Origin of the sequence: uncultured Tenacibaculum sp., from assembly GCF_947494125.1 — a bacterium.
Lineage (GTDB): Bacteria > Bacteroidota > Bacteroidia > Flavobacteriales > Flavobacteriaceae > Polaribacter.
In genome coordinates this window covers 74,203-94,383 of sequence record NZ_CANLTU010000001.1, presented here as the reverse complement: position 1 = coordinate 94,383, position 20,181 = coordinate 74,203, and the positions used below count along the sequence as shown (strand labels likewise).

General features: G+C 29.7%; 18 protein-coding genes. 11 read left to right on the top strand and 7 right to left on the bottom strand.

All coding sequences use genetic code 11. From position 1 onward, the window contains the following. Nucleotides 1-1,341 carry an FAD/NAD(P)-binding oxidoreductase gene (locus Q0881_RS00425; RefSeq protein ID WP_299155906.1) on the bottom strand — a complete coding sequence of 447 codons (1,341 nt, stop codon included), beginning with the start codon at nucleotides 1,339-1,341 and terminating at the stop codon, nucleotides 1-3. 141 nt (nucleotides 1,342-1,482) lie between these two features. Here Q0881_RS00425 and Q0881_RS00420 point away from each other — a divergent pair, with 141 nt between their 5' ends. From Q0881_RS00420 to Q0881_RS00405, 4 genes are read left to right on the top strand one after another with little or no spacing between them, the layout of a single operon-like run. Continuing rightward, nucleotides 1,483-2,352 carry a hypothetical protein gene (locus tag Q0881_RS00420; RefSeq protein ID WP_299155904.1) on the top strand — a complete coding sequence of 290 codons (870 nt, stop codon included), beginning with the start codon at nucleotides 1,483-1,485 and terminating at the stop codon, nucleotides 2,350-2,352. Nucleotides 2,353-2,372: 20 nt separating this feature from the next. After that, on the top strand, nucleotides 2,373-3,368 hold the full coding sequence (locus tag Q0881_RS00415) for a glycoside hydrolase (protein WP_299155902.1): 996 nt from the start codon (nucleotides 2,373-2,375) through the stop codon (nucleotides 3,366-3,368). Next, nucleotides 3,358-4,098 carry a hypothetical protein gene (locus tag Q0881_RS00410; protein WP_299155900.1) on the top strand — a complete coding sequence of 247 codons (741 nt, stop codon included), beginning with the start codon at nucleotides 3,358-3,360 and terminating at the stop codon, nucleotides 4,096-4,098. Before Q0881_RS00415 ends, Q0881_RS00410 begins: the two co-directional genes overlap by 11 nt. After that, nucleotides 4,098-5,360, top strand: a complete 1,263-nt coding sequence (locus Q0881_RS00405; RefSeq protein WP_299155898.1) for an outer membrane protein assembly factor — start codon at nucleotides 4,098-4,100, stop codon at nucleotides 5,358-5,360. The genes Q0881_RS00410 and Q0881_RS00405 overlap by 1 nt, the downstream gene beginning before the upstream one ends. A 56-nt stretch (nucleotides 5,361-5,416) precedes the next feature. Here the strand turns inward: Q0881_RS00405 and Q0881_RS00400 are convergent, their stop codons facing one another. The 5 genes from Q0881_RS00400 to Q0881_RS17860 form a co-directional block, all read right to left on the bottom strand. Beyond that, entirely contained in the window at nucleotides 5,417-7,507 is a 2,091-nt protein-coding gene (locus Q0881_RS00400; protein ID WP_299155896.1) for a S46 family peptidase, read from the bottom strand. 41 nt (nucleotides 7,508-7,548) lie between these two features. After that, entirely contained in the window at nucleotides 7,549-8,433 is an 885-nt protein-coding gene (locus tag Q0881_RS00395; protein WP_299155895.1) for a sterol desaturase family protein, read from the bottom strand. A gap of 57 nt (nucleotides 8,434-8,490) precedes the next feature. Continuing rightward, the gene (locus tag Q0881_RS00390) at nucleotides 8,491-9,483 is read right to left on the bottom strand and encodes an inorganic phosphate transporter (protein ID WP_299155893.1); all 993 of its coding nucleotides are present in this window, start codon (nucleotides 9,481-9,483) and stop codon (nucleotides 8,491-8,493) included. A 121-nt stretch (nucleotides 9,484-9,604) separates the two neighbouring features. Beyond that, nucleotides 9,605-10,351, bottom strand: coding sequence for a uroporphyrinogen-III synthase (locus Q0881_RS00385; protein WP_299155891.1), 747 nt, complete (start codon nucleotides 10,349-10,351; stop codon nucleotides 9,605-9,607). Nucleotides 10,352-10,363: 12 nt separating this feature from the next. Then, complete coding sequence (locus Q0881_RS17860) at nucleotides 10,364-11,008, bottom strand: DUF4271 domain-containing protein (RefSeq protein ID WP_366139550.1); 645 nt, start codon at nucleotides 11,006-11,008, stop codon at nucleotides 10,364-10,366. An 80-nt stretch (nucleotides 11,009-11,088) separates the two neighbouring features. Here Q0881_RS17860 and Q0881_RS00380 point away from each other — a divergent pair, with 80 nt between their 5' ends. The 3 genes from Q0881_RS00380 to Q0881_RS00370 are packed head-to-tail and all read left to right on the top strand — an operon-like array spanning nucleotide 11,089 to nucleotide 13,622. Further along, nucleotides 11,089-11,811 (top strand): polyprenol monophosphomannose synthase, encoded by a 723-nt coding sequence (locus Q0881_RS00380; protein WP_299155889.1) that lies wholly within the window; start codon nucleotides 11,089-11,091, stop codon nucleotides 11,809-11,811. 2 nt (nucleotides 11,812-11,813) lie between these two features. Beyond that, a complete protein-coding gene (locus tag Q0881_RS00375) occupies nucleotides 11,814-13,148 on the top strand; it encodes a dihydroorotase (RefSeq protein WP_299155888.1) in 1,335 nt (444 codons plus the stop codon). Next, nucleotides 13,149-13,622: a DUF4296 domain-containing protein gene (locus Q0881_RS00370; protein ID WP_299155886.1), complete on the top strand. Its 474-nt coding sequence runs from the start codon at nucleotides 13,149-13,151 to the stop codon at nucleotides 13,620-13,622. On the opposite strand, the gene Q0881_RS00365 is transcribed toward Q0881_RS00370, so the two are convergent. After that, nucleotides 13,612-14,613, bottom strand: a complete 1,002-nt coding sequence (locus Q0881_RS00365) for an NAD-dependent epimerase/dehydratase family protein (RefSeq protein WP_299155884.1) — start codon at nucleotides 14,611-14,613, stop codon at nucleotides 13,612-13,614. The two genes, Q0881_RS00370 and Q0881_RS00365, sit on opposite strands and share 11 nt — an antisense overlap. 62 nt (nucleotides 14,614-14,675) lie before the next feature. On the opposite strand from Q0881_RS00365, the gene tyrS reads away from it, so the two are divergent. The 4 genes from tyrS (at nucleotide 14,676) to Q0881_RS00345 (ending at nucleotide 20,167) form a co-directional block, all read left to right on the top strand. Further along, nucleotides 14,676-15,968 (top strand): tyrosine--tRNA ligase, encoded by a 1,293-nt coding sequence (tyrS, locus tag Q0881_RS00360; RefSeq protein ID WP_299155882.1) that lies wholly within the window; start codon nucleotides 14,676-14,678, stop codon nucleotides 15,966-15,968. Between the two features lie 365 nt (nucleotides 15,969-16,333). Further along, nucleotides 16,334-16,651 (top strand): hypothetical protein, encoded by a 318-nt coding sequence (locus Q0881_RS00355; protein ID WP_299155880.1) that lies wholly within the window; start codon nucleotides 16,334-16,336, stop codon nucleotides 16,649-16,651. 88 nt (nucleotides 16,652-16,739) lie between these two features. Next, on the top strand, nucleotides 16,740-17,786 hold the full coding sequence (locus tag Q0881_RS00350) for a transporter (protein ID WP_299155879.1): 1,047 nt from the start codon (nucleotides 16,740-16,742) through the stop codon (nucleotides 17,784-17,786). Between the two features lie 32 nt (nucleotides 17,787-17,818). After that, complete coding sequence (locus Q0881_RS00345; RefSeq protein ID WP_299155877.1) at nucleotides 17,819-20,167, top strand: TonB-dependent receptor; 2,349 nt, start codon at nucleotides 17,819-17,821, stop codon at nucleotides 20,165-20,167. Nucleotides 20,168-20,181: the final 14 nt, after the last annotated feature.

Here is a 20,181-nt window from a genome sequence, read left to right as displayed (position 1 = left end):
TTACGCGCTAAAAATTCGTTTCCAGCTTTTCTTTTTTAATTGGATGTTTGTATTATTTTCTTTGTTGAATTTTGCAACAATTTCTGGTTCATGAAGTTTGTAGAACTCAGGATCGAAATTTGCATCAGATAAATGTTCTAACACGTGTTCTACAGAACGTTTTTCAGTTAGAACTTTATCGAAAAATTCATGACGCATTCTAATTCCAAAATTGTTTATCCCAATAAATTCATGCGTTTTTTTATCATAATTAATATGAATACACTTTTTACCATCTTGATGTTCCCAATAAAAACGAGCTTCATTCTCTTTTGGTTGTGCCCAAACCCATCCATAGGTTTGATATTCAATATCAATAAATTTTGCAGAGTTAAACCAATGACCTGGTTTATATGCTGTTTTATTATCGCAAATGGTTTGAGCTACAGTTTCTCCCATCATTCTTCCAGTATACCAAACAGCTTCAATAGGGCGTCGTTGGTCAATAGCTTCATGTTGCTCTGCACAATCACCTATAGCATAAACGTCTTTTATATTGGTTTCTAAATAGCGGTTTACTTTTACACCCCTACCAGTTTCAATATCTGCATCTTTAATAAAATCTATATTAGGAGAAACACCTGCAGTTAAACCAACTACATCACAAATTATTTCTTCTTCAGTTTCCGCTATTACAATTGATTTTACTTTTCCGTTTTCATCAGATTTGATTTCTTTCAAATTAACACCTAATCGTAAATCAATATGACTATCTATAATTTCTTGGTTAATCATTGCAGATTCTTGAGCTGGTAACACACCGTTCCAAAAACTATTTTCACGAACTAAAAATGTTACAGGAATATTTCTACTATGTAACATTTCTGCTAATTCAATCCCTATTAAACCTCCCCCAACAATTACAGCTCTTTTACATGCTTTATTATCGGGAGCATATTTTTCTAAATTCTCTAAATCTTGTTTATGGTACATGCCCATAACTCCATTTAAGTCTTGCCCTGGCCAGCCAAACTTATTAGGTTTAGAACCAGTTGCAATAATTAGTTTATCATATGCAAGAGTATCTCCTTCTGCAAAAAAGAGTTCTTTTTGATCAGTATTGATTTCAGAGACATAACCTTTTTTTAAGTTAATATTATTCTTTTTCCAAAACCAAGGTTCGTAAGGTTGTGTATGTTCAAACTTCATATGCCCCATGTATACATACATAAGAGCAGTTCTTGAGAAAAAATAATCGGTTTCTGCAGATACAATAGTAATTTTTTTATCAGATAGTTTTCGAATGTGCCTTGCAGCAGTTACACCAGATATTCCATTACCAATAATAACAACGTGTTCCATAAAAAGTTGATTTGCGAGTTATGTCGTAGCTAAAGTTAATAACTTAATTAGAAAAATAAATTTAGAATGAATTTAAATAGAGAGGTTCTGTAAGACATTTTACTTTTTATCGACGGATGTTGTAATTGAAAAATAACCAACATGAAAAATAATTTTAAAAGTATTCTTCTAATATTTTTATTTATTGGGCTAAATTCTTTTGCTCAAGAGGAAAAAGAAAGTGATAAATCAAATATTCAAACCTATACTCCATCTAAATTATTAAATAAAGGGCAATGGGATATAAAATGGTTTAATAATCTTTATACAGAAAATAAATTTGCTGATGCTAATGGGAATAGTGTAAATAAAGCAAGAGAAAATTACTTTACGTCTACTATTGAGGCTTTTACAGGTGTTTCGGATAATAATAGAATCAACATAGGTGCAATTGTAGAGTTTCGTTCTAATACTATTGGAGGTAGACAGGCATTATCTGTTTTTAGTTTAGATGATTCTAACACGGATAGAAAAGGAATTACATCAATAGCACCAGCTATTAAATTTCAACCATTTAAAAGTGTTAGTAATTTTTCTGTTCAATCGGCAATTCACATACCTTTGGTTACTAATGAAACAGAAAATGGCGTGTTTTTAGATCAAACAGCATGGTCTTTTCAAAATAGATTTTTTTACGATTATACTTTTGCTAGTGGAGATTGGCAATTATTTACCGAATTAAATACTGAATATAACTTTGGAGAAGATACTAGTTTTGCTAACAATACTTTTTTATTAGCACCTGGAGTATTTTTAAGTTATTTCCCTAGTAGTAAATCAACAGTTTTAGGTTTTGTACAGCATGCTCAACGTTTTGGAGATTTTTCACAAGATTATACAGCTCTGGGTTTAGGAGGGAAATATCAATTGTCTAAAGTATTAAATTTAGAAGTTTTGTATAGCAATTTTGTTAGAGGAAACAATAATGGTTTAGGGCAAAGTTTTAATTTAGGTTTACGTGCATTATTTTAAAAAATAGTAACTTGGGAGTTATGAAAATTTATAGACTCCTTTTAATATGTTTTATATGTTTGTCTTGTGAAAGTCAAACAAAGAAAATAAACGGAATTAGTTTTGTGGCATCCCCAGAAAAAATTAGTCATGAACATGTTTCCCCTTTGATAAAGGCATCAGCGAATTATGTAGCGCTGATGCCTTTTGGTTTTATAAAAGATTTGTCATCGCCAAAAATAATTCATAATACAAATAGGCAATGGTTTGGAGAAACTGAAAAAGGAGTTATCCAATATGGAAAAGAATTTGAGAAAAAAGGAATTAACTTGATGATTAAACCTCAGATTTGGGTTTGGAAAGGTGAGTTTACGGGGTATATAAAAATGAACTCTGAAGAGAATTGGAGAATTTTAGAGAACTCATATTTGGATTTTATTTTAACTTATGCAAAAACAGCACAACAGTTAAAAGCAGATGTTTTCTGTATAGGTACAGAGTTGGAAAAATTTGTAATAAACAGACCAGAGTTTTGGAATAAACTAATTAAAGAAGTAAAAAAAGTTTATAAAGGAAAATTAACCTACGCAGCAAATTGGGATGAATTTAAAAGAGTTCCTTTTTGGAATGAAATTGATTACATAGGTATAGATGCATATTTTCCTTTAAGCGATAAAAAAACGCCTACATTAGAAGAGTTTGAAAAGGGGTGGGAACCCCATAAAAAGGAAATTTTAAAAGTTAGGGAGAAAGTAAATAAGCCTGTTTTATTTACAGAGTATGGTTACAGAAGTGTGAATTATGCAGGAAAGAAACCATGGGAGGCAAATAGGGTTGAAGGGGAGATAAATTTAGAAAACCAAAAGAATGCAACTTTGGCATTGTATAATCAATTTTGGAGTGAAGATTGGTTTGCAGGAGGGTTTCTTTGGAAATGGTTTCATAAACACAAAGAGGTTGGAGGGGAAAATAATAATCGGTTTACTCCACAAAATAAACCAGCAGAAAAGTTAATTCAAAAATTATATGCGAAATAGGTTTTTCTTTTTTCTAATTTTTTTAGTAAGCATTTTTTCTTGCTCAGAAAATAATGAGAAAATTGTACCTAAAACCTTACAAGACCATATCAACATAAATTCTAATTTACTTATAGATGAAGTGATTGCATGCGCTGCTAGTAAGAATTTTGAAAATAATATATCCTATATTTTTTATTATCCAGAACTAGGTGCATCAGAAATTAAATATTTTGAAACTTCCAGTATAGAAGATAATAAAAATAACTTTTCTCTTTATAAAGAAAAGGAATTGTTAAAAGAAAATGTTTTTAATGGATATTTAGGCCGTTTTCTAAGGGACTCTTCTACGGAGGGTTGGTGTATAGTTACCTATAAAACAAAAGGAAAATTTCATAAATCGAATCCGATTCGATTAAAGAATGTATCAAAGCCTACTGAATGGACAGACGTGATAACAATAGATAATTCAACGAGTTTAATGCCTAAATTTTTATGGGATGATGGATTGGTAAAAGAAAATGCAATTTATTTTCAAGTTATAACAGATTCTGAAAATAATTTATTGTCAGGAACCTATACGTATGATAAGTGGTTTCAATATTATAATCTTGCTAATGTGGTTTTAAACGTAACAAGAAGTACGCCTCCTAATTTAATTCAGGGAGAAGATTATGGCTTTACAATGATGGGAGTTAGTGAAGATAATTGGGTGAATTTAGTTATTCAAAAAAAAAATAAAGCTGAGTAATGAAAAAGAAACTATTTTTTTTAATCTTAATGCTATATGGTTTTTTTTCTTTTTCACAAGAAAAAATTATTGTTGATGTAAAAGTAAAAGGCGCAACAAAAACAAAAGTATCAGAGATTAAAAAGATAATAGAAACGAAGGTAAATACTAAAATTGATTCTGTTTTATTGCTCAATGATATGGTTCGTTTGAAAAGATTGCCAGCAATATCCCATGCTTATTTCCAAGTTTTTCATTCTCATGAGAATAAATACAATGTTTTTATTAATGTAGAAGAAAATTTTACAATAATACCCGAATTTAATCTTTGGACTACTACTAACAAAAAAACGGCATATAAAATTGGGCTCTATGAGTATAATTTTTTAGGCAGAAATATAGCCCTTGGAGGTTTTTATCAGAATAACGGATTTAACTCTTATGGAATAAATTTTCGAGCTCCAACTTTATTTTCTAGTAAATGGGGAATTGCTCTAAATCACCAAAATTGGATAAGTGAAGAACCTTTATATTTTGAAGATAAAACAGCAAATTATAAATATCAAAATACTTCATATGAAGTATTAGGATTGTATCAAATTGATTTTAAAAATAATTTACAATTTGGAGTAAATTATTTTAAAGAAAAGTATGATTATTTAACAGGTGATACAGCTCCAAATATTCCATTAAAACTCAACGTAAATAAATGGCTTTTTAAAAGTATTTACACCTACGATGTTTTAGATTATTATTACCAATATATAAGTGGTTTTAAGAATCAATTATACGGACAATATGTAATTTCTGAAAATGAATATCAAGATGATTTTTTAATTTTTTGGAATGATTTGTTTTATTATAAAAGAATTGGAAAAAAAGGGAATTGGGCAAATAGGCTGCGTGTTGGATTATCATCAAACATAAAAAGTCCATTTGCGCCATTTGCATTAGATAATAATGTAAACCTACGTGGAGTTGGAATCTTAGTTGATAGAGGAACAGGAAGTATTGTATGGAATTCGGAATACAGACATACTTTATATGAAAACAATTGGCTTGTATTACAAGGTAATATTTTTAATGATTTTGGAACATGGAGAACTCCAGGTGGTAGTTTAAATGATTTTTTAAAGTCTGATAATGTTAGAATTTATTCAGGTGTTGGATTGAGGTTTATTAATAAAAAAATATTCAATGCTGTGTTTAGGATAGATTATGGATATGGACTTACCAAAAATGCATCCAAAGGATTTGTTTTTGGAATTGGACAATATTTTTAATAAAAAAAGCGAAGCTTAATTTAGCTTCACTTTTTTATATCTTTTATAAAAAGAATTTATTTTTTCTTAGGGTGTACTAATTTCATTTCATCAATTAAATGTTTTGCGCCAGCATATTTATCGACAATAAAAAGTACATAGCGTACATCTACCATTATATTTCTGCAAATTTCTGGATCGTAATTAATATCACTCATAGTACCTTCCCAAACACGGTCAAAATTTAAACCGACTAGATTTCCTTGAGCATCAATCGCTGGACTTCCAGAATTTCCACCAGTTGTATGGTTGGTTCCTAAGAAACATACAGGAACTTTTCCATTTTTATCAGTGTATTGCCCGTAATCTTTAGCGTCGTATAAATCACGTAATTTTTTTGGCACGTCAAATTCATAATCACCAGGAACATATTTTTCAATAACACCTTCTAAATAACTTACAGGATTATAATATACTGCATCTCTTGGAGAATATCCACGAACTTGCCCATAAGTTACACGTAAAGTACTATTCGCATCTGGAAAATAACGTGCATTTGGTAATGCTTCCATTAGTGCTTTCATGTACTGTTTTTGCAAGGCTACAATCGGTTGATTTTTCTGCTGAAACTCAGGATTGATTTTCTTATAAAATTCTTCAATCATTGGTTTAGCATATTGGTAAGCAGTATCGTTATTTAAATTTTCAACGACTTGCTTAGCATCACCTTCCAATAACTTTAAGGCTTTGTCTAAATCGGTAAAACTAGTTTTATCGTATATCGTAGCATCAACGTTTTTAGAATATAATGGCATTACATTTTTAAAAACACCTTTATCTACGTTTACATCGTAGTTTTTATGAATTCTTTTTAAACGAGCTATGTATCCTTTTTTAGTTTTTTCAAAATTTTCAGGTTTATTTAAAGCAACTTGCTCTAATTGATAAGCTCTAAATGCCATTTGCATTAACTCATTTGTAACTAAAAAGACTTCAATAAAATTTCTTCTTTTAATATTTATAGAAGCAAAGTCTTTATATAAATTTTCAAACTCAGGTAAAATGTTACCATACTTAGCTTCTAAACCTTTTTCTTTTAACGCTTTTTTAAATGTTTCTTCAAAGGCTTTACGTTGTGCAATAGCATTACTTTTTTTGATTCCTAAGTTTTCACCAATCCATTTTTTCCAAGCGTTAGCTATACGAGCTTGTTTAGATGCATATTTAATTCTAATAGCATCACTAGTTTTCATTTGAGCATCTATCTCTTTTAATGCTGCTTCTCTAATAGCAATGTTACTAGGGTTAAACTCTTGTGTAGTATGTTGTATTGCTACAGCTGGTAAATATTCATTTGTTCTACCAGGGAATCCAAATACCATAGTAAAGTCTCCTTCTTCAACACCGTCTAAAGAAACTGGTAAATAGTGTTTTGGTTTATAAGGAACGTTGTCTTTACTGTATTTAGCTGGACGGTTATTTTTATCAGCATAAATTCTGAATAAAGAAAAATCTCCTGTGTGACGTGGGAAAACCCAGTTATCAGTGTCGCTTCCAAATTTCCCAATACTACTAGGTGGAGCTCCAACTAAACGAACATCTTCAAATTTTTCAGTAACAAATAAGAAATATTGATTTCCTTTATAAAAAGGACGAACTTTTACATTTTGCCAATCTTTCTTTTTTACTGTTTTTTTAAGATTGTTGATGTTTTTATCAATAGTAGATTGCTTTTCGCGTTCAGTCATTGTAGTTAAAACTCCAGCCAAAGCTTTTTTAGTTACATCATCAATACGAACAATAAATTCGACATATAAACCTTCGTTAGGCAATTCTTCTTTTTCATTCATTGCCCAGAAACCGTCTTTTAAATAATCGTTTTCTAATGATGAATGTGATTGAATTTGTCCAAAACCACAGTGATGATTTGTAAGAATTAATCCTTTAGGAGAAATTACTTCACTAGTACAACCACCGTTAAAGTGTCCTATAGCATCTTTTAAACTAGATTTGTTTACGTTATAAATGTCTTTGGCAGATAATTTACCACCTAAAGATTTCATTTCTTGTTCGTTCATTCCCTTTAATAGAGAAGGAATCCACATTCCACCTTGTTGAGCCGAAACTTGAACAACAATAAAAAGGAATAGAATTTTTATATATTTCATCGAATGTTAATTTTAATTAGATAAAGATACAAAGACGTAAATTATTTTTTGTTAAGAGGGTATATTTCTTGTCCTATAAAGTCCTTTGGAAAATGTTCATCACCATCAAAGCCTATTTCAATGTTACGTCCGTTATGTGGAATGTAATTTGTTTTGAATAAATAATCCCAAATACTTAAGGTAATTCCAAAGTTTACTCCTGTTCTTCTGTTTTCAGGTAGTTCTTTGGCATGGTGCCAAATATGCATTCTTGGGTTATTTAAAATATATTTCAACCAACCATAATCCCAATTAATATTGGCATGATTTAAATGACCAATCATGATATTAAAGAAATGAATTATGGCTACATCTTGAGCTGTAAATCCGCCCATAATAGCTAATGGAATATATTTCATAGAATTGTATACAACAGGCTCCATCCAATGATAACGTAAATGAGCTGCAAATCCCATTTGTTTTACAGAATGATGTACTTTATGAAAGTTCCATAAAAACTCGTACTTGTGTAAGAGTGTATGTGTAAACCATTGTACAAAATCAATTATGATAAAGAAAACAAATAATCTTATCCAATATGGAAAAGTATTAATGTCAAACAATTGAAAACTTGAAATAGACAAACCAATACTACTTAATATATCGTTAAATAACTCAGCAGCTGTATTGGAAAGTGCAATTAATACAATTAGGTTTAATAGAAAAAAATTGAAGAACATATAAAATGCATCTAGCCAAAAGTCTTTTCTGAATAATGGTTGATTTTTACGCCATGGGAATACAATTTCTAATGTCCAGACTATTAGCGAAATAATAATCAAACCATAAAAATAGTTTTCCCAATTCAATTCCATTAAAACAGATTGCTTAATGTAATTCCAATAATTAGAATAGGATGTTTTTATGATTTCTAGATATTTATCCATTGAATTTTAATTGTTTTCTTGTTGTATAAAAATAGTAAAATATATAATTAAAGAGTTTTATATTACTTCTAATAATTTAAAAATTAGAGCGCTTATAATTGCTGCTATAGGTAAAGTAAGTATCCATGATAAAATAATTTTTCCAATTACTTTATAATCTGCTTTTTTAGTTACAGTACCGATACCAAATAAAGAGCCAACAGAAACATGAGTTGTTGAAACTGGTAAACCATGAATACTTGCAGTAGTTACCAATAATCCGGTAATCATATTAGCGGTAAAACCTTGACCTGAATTCATTTTTGTGATTTTTTTACTCATAGTTTCTCCTACTTTTTTTGCGTTTAGTAAGCCACCAAGAGCCATAATAATAGCAACAGACAGCATACTCCATTTAATATCAAAAGCATTTATAATTATAAGTAAGCCAACAATTTTTGGAGTGTCGTTTAACCCTCTAGCAAAACTAACAACTCCCGAACTTAAATAATGTAAGCTGTCTAGTACTTTTGGTGAGCTTATACCCAGTAAAGTTGGATTAGTTGTATTTAAACTTGGTATTTGTTTTCGGATAAATTTAAATAAGAGATAAGCAATTAAGCTTAAAACTGCAGCCATTAGTGGGCTTACTATTAACGGTATTAGAAAAGTGTTACCAAGTCTAGAGAAATTAAATTGAGAACCAACAGCCATAACACCAGCACCAAAAAGGGCACCAACCAAACTATGGGTTGTAGATATTGGCATTCCTATTTTAGTTGCAGAAAAAACGGTAATTGCGGCCCCTAATGCTATAGCAATAGCAAAAGTGGGAGTTTGTATTAGTTCATTTGGTACTAAACCTTTTCCTGAAAAATTTTTCACTAATTCTTTTGCTAAGAATATAGCAGCTACTGCGCCTGAAAAAGTTGTGATTGTAGCCCAGTTTATTGCTTTTTTATAATTTGTAGTTCCAGAACCAAATAAAGTAGCTACACCTTTAAAATTATCATTAGCACCATTGCTATAAGCTAGAAAAATAGCAGCAATAAAAAGGAAAATTAATATCATTGAATTAGAATTTTTTAGTATTCTAATTTCGACGCATATTTTTATTTATACTTACGGAGTATAAATAAAAAAACCATCAAAAATATTTTTGATGGTTTTTTTATTGTTATAAAAGTAATAATTACTTTTTATTAATACCTTTAATATATTTATCTAAAGCCATAGTCATAGAAGGTGTTTCAGGTGTTGGTGCAGCAATATCTACACGTAAACCTCTGTCTTCAACAGCTTTTATTGTTGTATTACCAAAAACAGCTATTCTTGTATCGTTCTGTTTAAAGTTTGGAAAGTTTTTAAATAAACTGTCTATTCCAGAAGGACTAAAAAATACTAAAATGTCATAAAAAACATTTTCTAAGTCAGATAAGTCACTTACTACGGTTTTATATAGATCAGCACGTTTCCAATCAACTCCCATTTTATCTAATTCAGTTGGAATTAATGGTTTTAACTTGTCAGAAGAAGGTAGTAAAAACTTCTCATCTTTATGTTTCTTAATTAACTTAGTTAATTCAGGAAATGTTCTGTTACCAACATAAATCTTACGTTTTCTATATACTACATACTTTTGCAAATAATAAGCTACTGCTTCTGATTGACAGAAATATTTCATGTCATCAGGAACGGTAAAACGCATTTCTTCAGCAATTCTAAAGTAATGATCTACAGCGTTTCTACTTGTTAAAATGATTGCTGTATAGTTGTTTAAGTCAATTTTTTGAGTTCTAACTTCTTTTACAGAAATCCCTTCAACATGAATAAATGAACGGAAATCAATTTTTACTTTTTGTTTTTCAGCTAAGTCAAAATAAGGAGAGGTTTCTGTCTTAGGAGCAGGTTGAGACACTAAAATAGTTTTCACTTTCATATAACTTTCTCTTTACGTAGTTGTTGTTGTTGTTTTATAAAGAATCAATAGCGGCGCTATTTCAAGGACGCAAAAATACAAAATAAAATAGAACAACTTACTTATAACTAATCTTTTGTTATTATGTAAAATTAAAAAAGCTCTGAAAGCAAATAATATAAAGAAAATAACAAGTAAATAGATACTTTTATTAAATGCATATTGATAGAGAATTATAGCAGGAAATAACCATAAACTAAGAGTGTATAAATAACCTGATTTTGTATACAAGAAATATTTAGTTACTAAAGAAAGACCTAAAATATTAGATAATATAAAATCTAATATTTGTCTAACAAAGAAGTAAACACTAATTATAGATAGTAGTATTAAGTAATTTAAAAAGTTTTGAGTGTAAATTGTAGGAGTTATAATAAAAAAAAGGAATAACGAAATTACTATAGAGGAAAAAGCAAATAATAGTAAATGAAAAGGGGAATATAATGAAGTATTATTTTGAACTTTTTTCTGAAAAAAACCAGGAGTAAAAAAAGCTAATATATATCCTAGTAATTTATTTGGTTTTACTAATTTCATTATAGCTAATAAAACAATAACAAAAATAATTACTAAAGTAATCCAGTTATCATTAGTTATTATACGTTCAATAGCTTGCAATTGTATTTGTTTTATCGTTTTAATTAATACAAAATTAGTGATAATTTAGTGTATATTTGCTCAGATTTAGATGAAATTACATGAAGTCAGACGCTTTAGTTATAATTCCTACATATAACGAAAAAGAAAATATAGAAGCAATAATTCGAGAAACTTTTATTCAAGAAAAAGAATTTGATATTTTGATTGTTGATGATAATTCTCCTGATGGTACGGCAAGCATAGTTGAGAGCTTACAAAAAGAATTTCCAGAAAGACTTTATATAGAGAAGAGAAAAGGAAAAAACGGACTTGGTACTGCTTATATTCATGGTTTTAAATGGGCAATAAGTAAAGGATATGATTTTATAATAGAAATGGATGCTGATTTCTCTCATAACCCGAAAGATTTAATTCGCTTATACAAAGCTTGCGCAATTGAAGGGGCAGATGTTTCTGTGGGTTCACGTTATTCAGTAGGAGTTAATGTTGTAAACTGGCCTATGCGCAGAGTATTATTATCTTACTTCGCATCTAAATATGTTCGTTTTATTACTCGAATTCCAGTAAATGATACTACAGCAGGTTTTGTGTGTTGGAAAAGAGAGGTGTTAGAAACTATAAAACTTGATAAAATAAAATTTATTGGATATGCTTTTCAAATAGAAATGAAGTATAAAGCATGGAAGCATAAATTTAAAATAAAAGAGGTTTCAGTTATTTTTACTGATAGAACTTTAGGAGAATCAAAAATGAGTGGAGGTATTGTATCTGAAGCTTTATTTGGAGTTATAAAAATGAGATTAAAAGGGTTACCGAAATAATTATGCAATCATATTTAATTAAAAACGCAAACATTGTTAATGAAAACAAGGTTTTCAAAGGAGATGTTTTAATAGAAGGGAATTTTATAAAACAAATTTCTGAAGAGATTATAAATAAACCTAATGTTGAGGTAATTGAGGCTGAAGGGAAGTATTTAATCCCAGGTATGATTGATGATCAAGTGCATTTTCGTGAACCAGGTTTAACACACAAAGCAAATATAGCGACAGAAAGTAAAGCAGCAATTGCAGGAGGAATTACTTCTTTTATAGAAATGCCAAATACTGTTCCGCAAGCTACTACACAAGAATTGTTAGAAGATAAATTTAAGATAGCATCAAAAACATCGTATGCTAATTATTCATTTATGTTTGGAGGGACAAATGATAATTTAGAGGAGTTATTGAAAACAGATCCTCAAAATGTAGCGGGAATTAAACTGTTTTTAGGGTCTTCAACAGGAAATATGCTAGTTGACAATGAAGAAGTCTTAGAAAAAATATTTTCATCAACAGATATGTTAATATCAGTACATTGTGAAGATGAAGCAACTATTAGAAAAAATACAGAAGAATATAAAGCAAAATATGGGGATGATATTCCTTTAAAATACCATCCAATTATTAGAAGTGAAGAGGCTTGTTACCTTTCGTCGTCAAAAGCAATTGAGTTGGCAAAGAAAACAGGAGCGCGCTTGCATATTTTTCATTTATCAACAGAAAAGGAAACACATTTATTTAGAAATGATATTCCTTTAGAAGAAAAACAAATAACGGCAGAAGTTTGTGTGCATCATTTATGGTTTACCGATGCAGATTATGATAAAAAAGGAACACATATAAAATGGAATCCAGCTGTAAAAACTCAGAAAGATAAAGATGGGTTATGGAAAGCGTTATTAGATGATAGAATAGATGTGATAGCTACAGATCATGCACCACATACATTAGAAGAAAAAGATAATGTATATACTAAAGCACCAAGTGGTGGACCTTTGGTTCAACATGCAGTTATTGCAGTTTTAGAGAAAGTTAAAGAAGGAGTTTTATCTATTGAAAAAGCAGTAGAAAAAATGTGTCATAATCCAGCTAAGCTTTTTAAAGTTGATAAAAGAGGATTTGTAAAAGAAGGTTTTTATGCAGATTTAGTTTTAGTGGATAATGATAAATGGACGGTTTCTAAAGATAATGTTTTGTATAAATGTGGTTGGTCTCCATTTGAAGGAACAGAGTTTTCAAATAAAATAACACACACCTTTGTTAATGGTAACTTAATGTATAATAATGGTGTTTTTAATGAAGAAACTAAAGGGGCTAGATTAGAATTTAATAGATAAATGAAACATTTTTTTTACATAGCGATTCTTTTGTTTTTAGTTTCTTGTACGAGTAATACTATATATAAAAAACCTAAAAACTTAGTATCTAAAGACTCTATGATTGCATTATTAACAGACATGTATATAGCTTCATCTGCTAAAAATGTAAAAAATAAATTTTTGAAGAGAGAGAAGAATTATATGGCTTTGGTATATGAAAAGTATAAGATTGATAGTACTCGTTTTGATGTAAGTAACGATTATTATACTTCTAAAATTGAAGAATATACAGATATGCTTAAAAAAGTTCAACATAACATAGACTCTCTTCAGAAAGTTTTTACAGAACAGCGTTTAATTAAAGATTCATTAAATAATAAAACGAATAAAAAACCAAATAAGAAGCTCTCTTCTAAGTTAGTAGATAAAAATCAAAAACTATTAAACAATAAGAAAAAAGAAGACGGAAAGGGTGTTAAAATTAAAGAGTAAGATTTTTAGAAACATCCATAATAACTTTATTAATCGGAGTAAATTTAAAATTTAAATCTCTTTCTATTTTTTCAGATGAATAATAAGATTTATTATGGGAAGATTTAGCAGAGTTTTTAGTTAATAATGGCTTTTTACCTGTAAGCTTTGTTAAAAACCAATCTATTCTCCAGATAATAGATGTTAACAATTTACTAGCCTTGATCGAAGGTCTTTTTTTATTCAAGTTATCAGCAATAGTAAATAGTATGTCTTTAAAAGATTTATTTTCAGAAACGAGAATAAAGCGCTCATTTTTAATAGTTGATTTCATTAAAGAAACCATAGCTTTTACAACATCTTGTACGTGTACAAAACCAGTAACACCTTCAGTATAAAATTTGAAGCCATTGTTAACTTGTGTAAATAATTTACTTGAACCTTCATTCCAAAACCCACTACCTAAAATAACACCTGGGTTTACAATTACAACGTTTAATCCTTCTTGGCTACCTCTCCAAACTTCCATTTCAGCTCCATATTTAGTAATAGAATAATCGTTGTTATCACTATTATCAGACCATTCATTTTCTTCGGTAATAGATTTGTTATTTATCGAGTCGCCAACAGCAGCAATTGAGCTTACAAAACAGAATTTTTTAATATTATTCTCTATGGAAAAATTAACAATATTAGCTGTTCCATCTATATTTACTTGGCGCATTTTCCTGTAATCTTTTGGATTAAAAGAGACTAATGCGGCGCAATGATATACTTCTGTAACGTTTTTAAAAACGGATTCAAGAGAAAAAACATCAGTAATATCAGAAAGTACCCATTCAATTCTAGAAAAAATAGCATCAACATCTTCGGTGTAGTATGAGAATATTTTTTTTACATATTCTCGTTTTTCATCGGTTCTATAAATAGCTTTAATAGCACTGTCTTTTTGAGCTAAATACCATAATAAATGTGAGCCAACAAGGCCAGTTCCACCAGTAACTAAAATCATAAAGCGAATTTAGCTTTTTTTGGTTGATAAAGTTATCTTTGCTGACTGATAAATTTATGACGATGAAAAATTTTATTGAAGAGTTACAATGGAGAGGAATGTTACATGATAGCATGCCTGGAACAGAAGAACATTTACTAGAGGAAATGCGTAGTGCATATGTTGGTTTTGACCCAACTGCAGATTCACTTCATATTGGTAATTTAGTTCCTATTATGTTATTAGCACACTATCAAAGATGTGGACATAGACCAATTGCGTTAGTTGGAGGTGCAACAGGTATGATTGGTGATCCTTCAGGAAAATCATCAGAACGTAATTTATTAGATGAAAAAACATTACGTCATAATCAAGAGTGTGTAAAAGCTCAATTAGGGCATTTTTTAGACTTCGAATCTGATGCTAAAAACGCAGCTGTTTTAGTAAATAATTATGATTGGATGAAAGAAATTTCATTCTTAGAATTTATTCGTGATGTTGGTAAACATATTACAGTAAATTATATGATGGCAAAAGATTCTGTGAAAAACCGTATTGGTTCAGAATCAAAAGAAGGAATGTCTTTTACAGAGTTTACATATCAAATGGTTCAGGGGTATGATTTCTTACATCTATTTAGAGAAAACTCAGCAACCTTACAAATGGGAGGTTCTGATCAATGGGGGAATATTACTACAGGGACAGAATTAATTAGAAGAATAGGTGGTGGAAAAGGATACGCAATTACTTGCCCATTAATTACAAAATCAGATGGTTCTAAATTTGGAAAATCAGAAGGAGGAAATGTTTGGTTAGATGCTAAAAGAACATCGGCATATAAGTTTTACCAATATTGGTTAAACACGTCAGACGAAGATGCTGAAAAGTATATTAAAATATTCACGTTCTTAGATAAAGAAACAATAGATGCTTTGGTTGAAGAGCATAAAGAAGCACCACATGCACGTGTTTTACAAAAGCGTTTAGGAGAAGAGGTAACAGTATTAGTTCATGGACGTGAAGAATATGATAAGGCAATAGCAGCTTCAAATATATTATTTGGAAAATCTACAGCAGAAGATTTAAAGTCGTTAGATGAGCAAACATTTTTAGATGTGTTTGATGGTGTACCTCAAGCAGAAGTTTCTCAATCTGACATTTCTGAAGGGTTGTCAATGATTGACGCATTGGCAGGGAAAACTAGCTTTTTGAAATCTAATGGAGATGCACGTAGAGCGTTAAAAGAAAATGCGGTTTCTGTAAATAAAGAAAAAGTAAAAGAAGATTTTGTAATTACAGCAAAAGATTTAATTGCAAATAAATATGTGTTATTACAACGTGGAAAAAAGAGTTATTTTTTATTAAAAGTAGCTTAATTAAGAAGCGATTTTCACATCAAAAGTTAAAGGGCATCGCTTACAGTTGATGCCTTTTTTTTGGTACTTATTGCAACATTTATTTTTAGGTTTTATACAATTTGACGAACAAACTGAAGAACAGATAGTTTCTTGTTGAATAGGGACAATTGGTGTAACCTTTTTATTTTCAGTATAAAAGACAATCATTTTTCTAAAATATGGGGCAAATATACTAATTTATTTAGAATAAATTAAAATAATAATAATACCCTTTTTTATTGAGAAAAAAAACAACTTAAAGTATCTTTGCTCTTTCAGAATTTAAACTCATTTTGCTACATAAACTAGGCATATATATATTTGTTTTATTGTACACAATTGCGATGTTACGTCCGATAACTCCGTTTGTAGAGTATGCAATAAATTATGATTATATATCAAAGGTATTATGTATTAATAAAGATAAACCAGATCTAGGATGTAATGGTAAATGTCAATTAATGAAAAAGCTAGAGAAGCAGCAAGATGATGATTTTAAATCGCTACGAATAAATATAGAAGAATACCCAATAGGTTTTGTTGAATTACTTTCTGTAAAAAAAGAAAAACCTCTTTTTAAGAATATGAAAAAGTTATATTCTTATAGTAATAGGTATACTTATTTATTTTCAAACACAATCTTTCACCCTCCTACTACATAGATTTTACATACAGGCTTTTAAATAAAAAACTGTTTACTTTAAAAGTAAATGGACTAAAATAATATTGTAAAATTTAAAAATACAACTGATGAAATTATCAAAAATCATCTTTATAGGGATACTTATATCCTTATCACAAATAATAAACGCACAAGAGAATACACATAACAATAACGAATGGAAGTCTAATAGACCAGACGGGCATGCACCAATAAGTGTAATGGGAGATCATTACCATCATAAAGGAGAAGTAATGTTTTCTTATCGGTTTATGTATATGAATATGGAAGGACTGCAAAAAGGAAGTGAAGCAATTACAAATTCTCAAACTCATAATGCAGGCTATATGGTTACGCCACTTTCAATGCCTATGAAAATGCATATGCTTGGAGCTATGTATGCACCATCAGATAAAATTACATTAATGGCAATGGTAAATTATATTGAAAACGATATGGATTTGCAAATGCGTAATATGATGACAGGAATGCTAATGCCTTTTTCTACTTCTTCATCAGGTTTAGGAGATGTAAAATTAGGAATGTTATATAAGTTTATTAATGAAAATAGAGGTTCACTACATGCTAATGTTGGTATTTCTATTCCAACAGGAGAACTAAATGCAAAGGGTGTAACACCAATGTCTAATCCAAATAAAAATCAATTGCCATACCCAATGCAAATTGGAAGTGGAACGTACGATGCTGATTTAGGTTTAACATACTTAGGGCAAGCAGAAACTGTTTCTTGGGGAAGTCAATTAAAAGCAACCTATCGTTTTGGTAAAAATGAATATGAGTATTCTTTAGGAAATCGTTACAGCTTAAATTCTTGGTTTGCCGTTAAGACTCATAAGTGGTTAAGCTTTTCAGCTCGTTTAGAAGGGTTAATAGTGAGTTCAATTAATGGAGGTAATTCTAATTTAAACCCTATGATGGTTACTACAGCTGATACTATGAATTCAGGAGGGAAGTACGTTAATGGAGGGCTAGGTTTTAATATATATGCTTTTAAAGGTTCATTAAAAAATCTTCGATTTGGATTTGAGTTTAGTACACCATTATATCAAAACCTAAATGGAATTCAGTTAAAAAATAAGGAAACAATTACTGCGGGATTACAATATTCTTTATAGAGTTTAATTAAACATATTAAGTTATTTTCATTATGAAAAAACAAGCATTATTTATATGCCTAGGATTGTTATTGCCAATATTTAACGGTTTTTCACAGACTATATTCAAAGGTAAAGTAGTAAACAATCAAAATAATCCAATTGTAGGAGCTACAATTGTATCACTAATAAATAAAAATAAAGGAACCATAACAGATTTTGAAGGAAACTTTTCTATAAAGTTAAAAGAAGGGAGCGTTCAAATATCAAGTATAGGTTACGAAACAAAAAAAATAGTATTAAGTAATAATAACATTATTGTTTTAAATCAAGCTATTGAAAGCTTAGAGGAAGTAATAGTTTCAGCAAGTAGAGAAACCCAAAAAAGACAAGAAGTTTCTGCATCTATAGGGTTATTAACAGAAAATCAGATAAAAGAGACTAAGGCTTTTGGGATTGAGCAACTGGTAAATCAAGTACCAGGAGTCTTTATGAGTACTTCAAAAGCGTCTAGTAATGAACAACACTTTATGGCTACGCGTTCTCCAATATCAACAAAATCATTGTTTTTATATGTTGAAGATGGTTTACCAATACGTCCAGTAGCGGTATTTAATCATAATGCGTTGTTAGAAATGAACAATACAACGTTTGGGAGAGTTGAAGTATTAAAAGGACCAGCATCAAGTATTTATGGTAGTGAAGCTATTGGTGGGAGTTTTAATTTTATAACTAAAAACCCAAGAAAAGATTTTGGAGGTTCAATAGGAATGCAAATAAATGATTTGGGCTTAACAAAATATGAATTAGAAGCTTCTACGACTATAAAAGAAAAATATGGCTTTTACGTAGGAGGTCATCATATAAGAAGAGATAATGGTGTAGTTGGACATTCCGATTATGAGAAGACAGCAGTTTCATTTAAAAATGTAAATGATTTTTCTGAAAGTTTGAAATGGACAAACAGTTTTACATATATCGATTATAGATCAGATATGTCTGGGTCTATTTCAGAAAAGAACTATACTGATGGTAATTATGAAAGTAATCAGACATTTACAGAAAGAGAAGCTAAAGCATTTAGGTTTCGTACAACACTAGATAAACATTGGAATGATTCTAATAAAACATCGTTCAATTTTATTTATAGGAATAATAAAATGAATCAAATACCATCATATAGAATTAAACAAAATAGAGTAAGTGGCGTATTAGATGGAACTGGTAAAGGAGAAATTAATTCTAATAAATTTAAAAGTTATGTAGGTTTAGTACAACATAAAACAGATTTTAATTTTGCAAATTCAAGTTTAATAATTGGCGCAATTACTGATTTTTCTCCTCAAAATTACGAAGCAGAAAATATAGATGTCATTGTAGATGTGGTAACTGCTCAAAACACAAATTATTCAGTTAAAAAAGGAGATTACATTTTAAAATACCAAGCAGATATATTCAATTATGCTGGATATGCGCAATTTGAAATTTCACCATTAGACAAAGTTAAATTAACAGGGGCACTACGTTATGATGGTTTTACGTACGATTATGATAATTTAGATGAAGCAAATTCAGGTGTTCAAGACACAAAAATAACTTATACAAATTTTTCACCTAAGTTAGGCGTAAATCTAAACTTAACAAAAAGAGCAGGGATTTATTCTAACTATTCAAAAGGATTTACTCCACCACAAGTGGGAACTTTATTTAGAAACGGAAAGAATAAAACAGGAAATGCATTTACGTTAAAACCAGCAGAGTTTCATAATTATGAAATAGGCGCATACTTTACAATACCTTCAAAATTAAAATTAGATCTAGCAATTTATCAATTAGATGGTATCAATAGATTAGTTTCAATTAGAGATAACTCAGGGGATTTTATTCAGAAAAATGCAGGGAAAACTCGTTCAAAGGGTATAGAGTTAGGAATGAAATATAATGTGCTAAATAATGTCTACGTTAATTATAGCGGAAGCTACGCAACACATAAATACCTTTCGTTTTTTGAGAATAATATAGATTATTCTAACACAAATATGCAAACGGCTCCTAAATACATAAGTACAACTTCTTTAAATTATAAACCAATATCAGACTTGCTTTTAACATTAGAGCATGAACAAATAGGAAAGTATAATACAAGTTTTGAAGGACAAGCAGTTATAGGTAAAGATAATCTTGCTAATGATGTATTAGGTACTTCTACATATCAAGGACATAGCATTTTCAATTTTAGAGCAAATTATACTTATAAACAATTTGAAATATGGGGGCAAGCTTTAAATATTTTCAATGAACTATATGCTGTAAGAGCTTCTTACAGTAGATGGAGTAAACAAAACACGTATAGTATTGGTAATCCAAGAGCATTTCATTTTGGTGTAAAGTATAATTTTTAATCGCAGAGAGATAA

What these genes read in the sequence shown, in the direction of transcription:
- Q0881_RS00385 (WP_299155891.1), bottom strand. Translation starts at nt 10,351, where the DNA reads ATGAAAGTGAAAACTATTTTAGTGTCTCAACCTGCTCCTAAGACAGAA.
- Q0881_RS00425 (WP_299155906.1), bottom strand. Translation starts at nt 1,341, where the DNA reads ATGGAACACGTTGTTATTATTGGTAATGGAATATCTGGTGTAACTGCT.
- Q0881_RS00405 (WP_299155898.1), top strand. Translation starts at nt 4,098, where the DNA reads ATGAAAAAGAAACTATTTTTTTTAATCTTAATGCTATATGGTTTTTTT.
- Q0881_RS00410 (WP_299155900.1), top strand. Translation starts at nt 3,358, where the DNA reads ATGCGAAATAGGTTTTTCTTTTTTCTAATTTTTTTAGTAAGCATTTTT.
- Q0881_RS00365 (WP_299155884.1), bottom strand. Translation starts at nt 14,613, where the DNA reads ATGATTTTAGTTACTGGTGGAACTGGCCTTGTTGGCTCACATTTATTA.
- tyrS (WP_299155882.1), top strand. Translation starts at nt 14,676, where the DNA reads ATGAAAAATTTTATTGAAGAGTTACAATGGAGAGGAATGTTACATGAT.
- Q0881_RS00370 (WP_299155886.1), top strand. Translation starts at nt 13,149, where the DNA reads ATGAAACATTTTTTTTACATAGCGATTCTTTTGTTTTTAGTTTCTTGT.
- Q0881_RS00415 (WP_299155902.1), top strand. Translation starts at nt 2,373, where the DNA reads ATGAAAATTTATAGACTCCTTTTAATATGTTTTATATGTTTGTCTTGT.
- Q0881_RS00400 (WP_299155896.1), bottom strand. Translation starts at nt 7,507, where the DNA reads ATGAAATATATAAAAATTCTATTCCTTTTTATTGTTGTTCAAGTTTCG.
- Q0881_RS00375 (WP_299155888.1), top strand. Translation starts at nt 11,814, where the DNA reads ATGCAATCATATTTAATTAAAAACGCAAACATTGTTAATGAAAACAAG.
- Q0881_RS00420 (WP_299155904.1), top strand. Translation starts at nt 1,483, where the DNA reads ATGAAAAATAATTTTAAAAGTATTCTTCTAATATTTTTATTTATTGGG.
- Q0881_RS00395 (WP_299155895.1), bottom strand. Translation starts at nt 8,433, where the DNA reads ATGGATAAATATCTAGAAATCATAAAAACATCCTATTCTAATTATTGG.
- Q0881_RS00345 (WP_299155877.1), top strand. Translation starts at nt 17,819, where the DNA reads ATGAAAAAACAAGCATTATTTATATGCCTAGGATTGTTATTGCCAATA.
- Q0881_RS00380 (WP_299155889.1), top strand. Translation starts at nt 11,089, where the DNA reads ATGAAGTCAGACGCTTTAGTTATAATTCCTACATATAACGAAAAAGAA.
- Q0881_RS00390 (WP_299155893.1), bottom strand. Translation starts at nt 9,483, where the DNA reads ATGATATTAATTTTCCTTTTTATTGCTGCTATTTTTCTAGCTTATAGC.
- Q0881_RS00355 (WP_299155880.1), top strand. Translation starts at nt 16,334, where the DNA reads ATGTTACGTCCGATAACTCCGTTTGTAGAGTATGCAATAAATTATGAT.
- Q0881_RS00350 (WP_299155879.1), top strand. Translation starts at nt 16,740, where the DNA reads ATGAAATTATCAAAAATCATCTTTATAGGGATACTTATATCCTTATCA.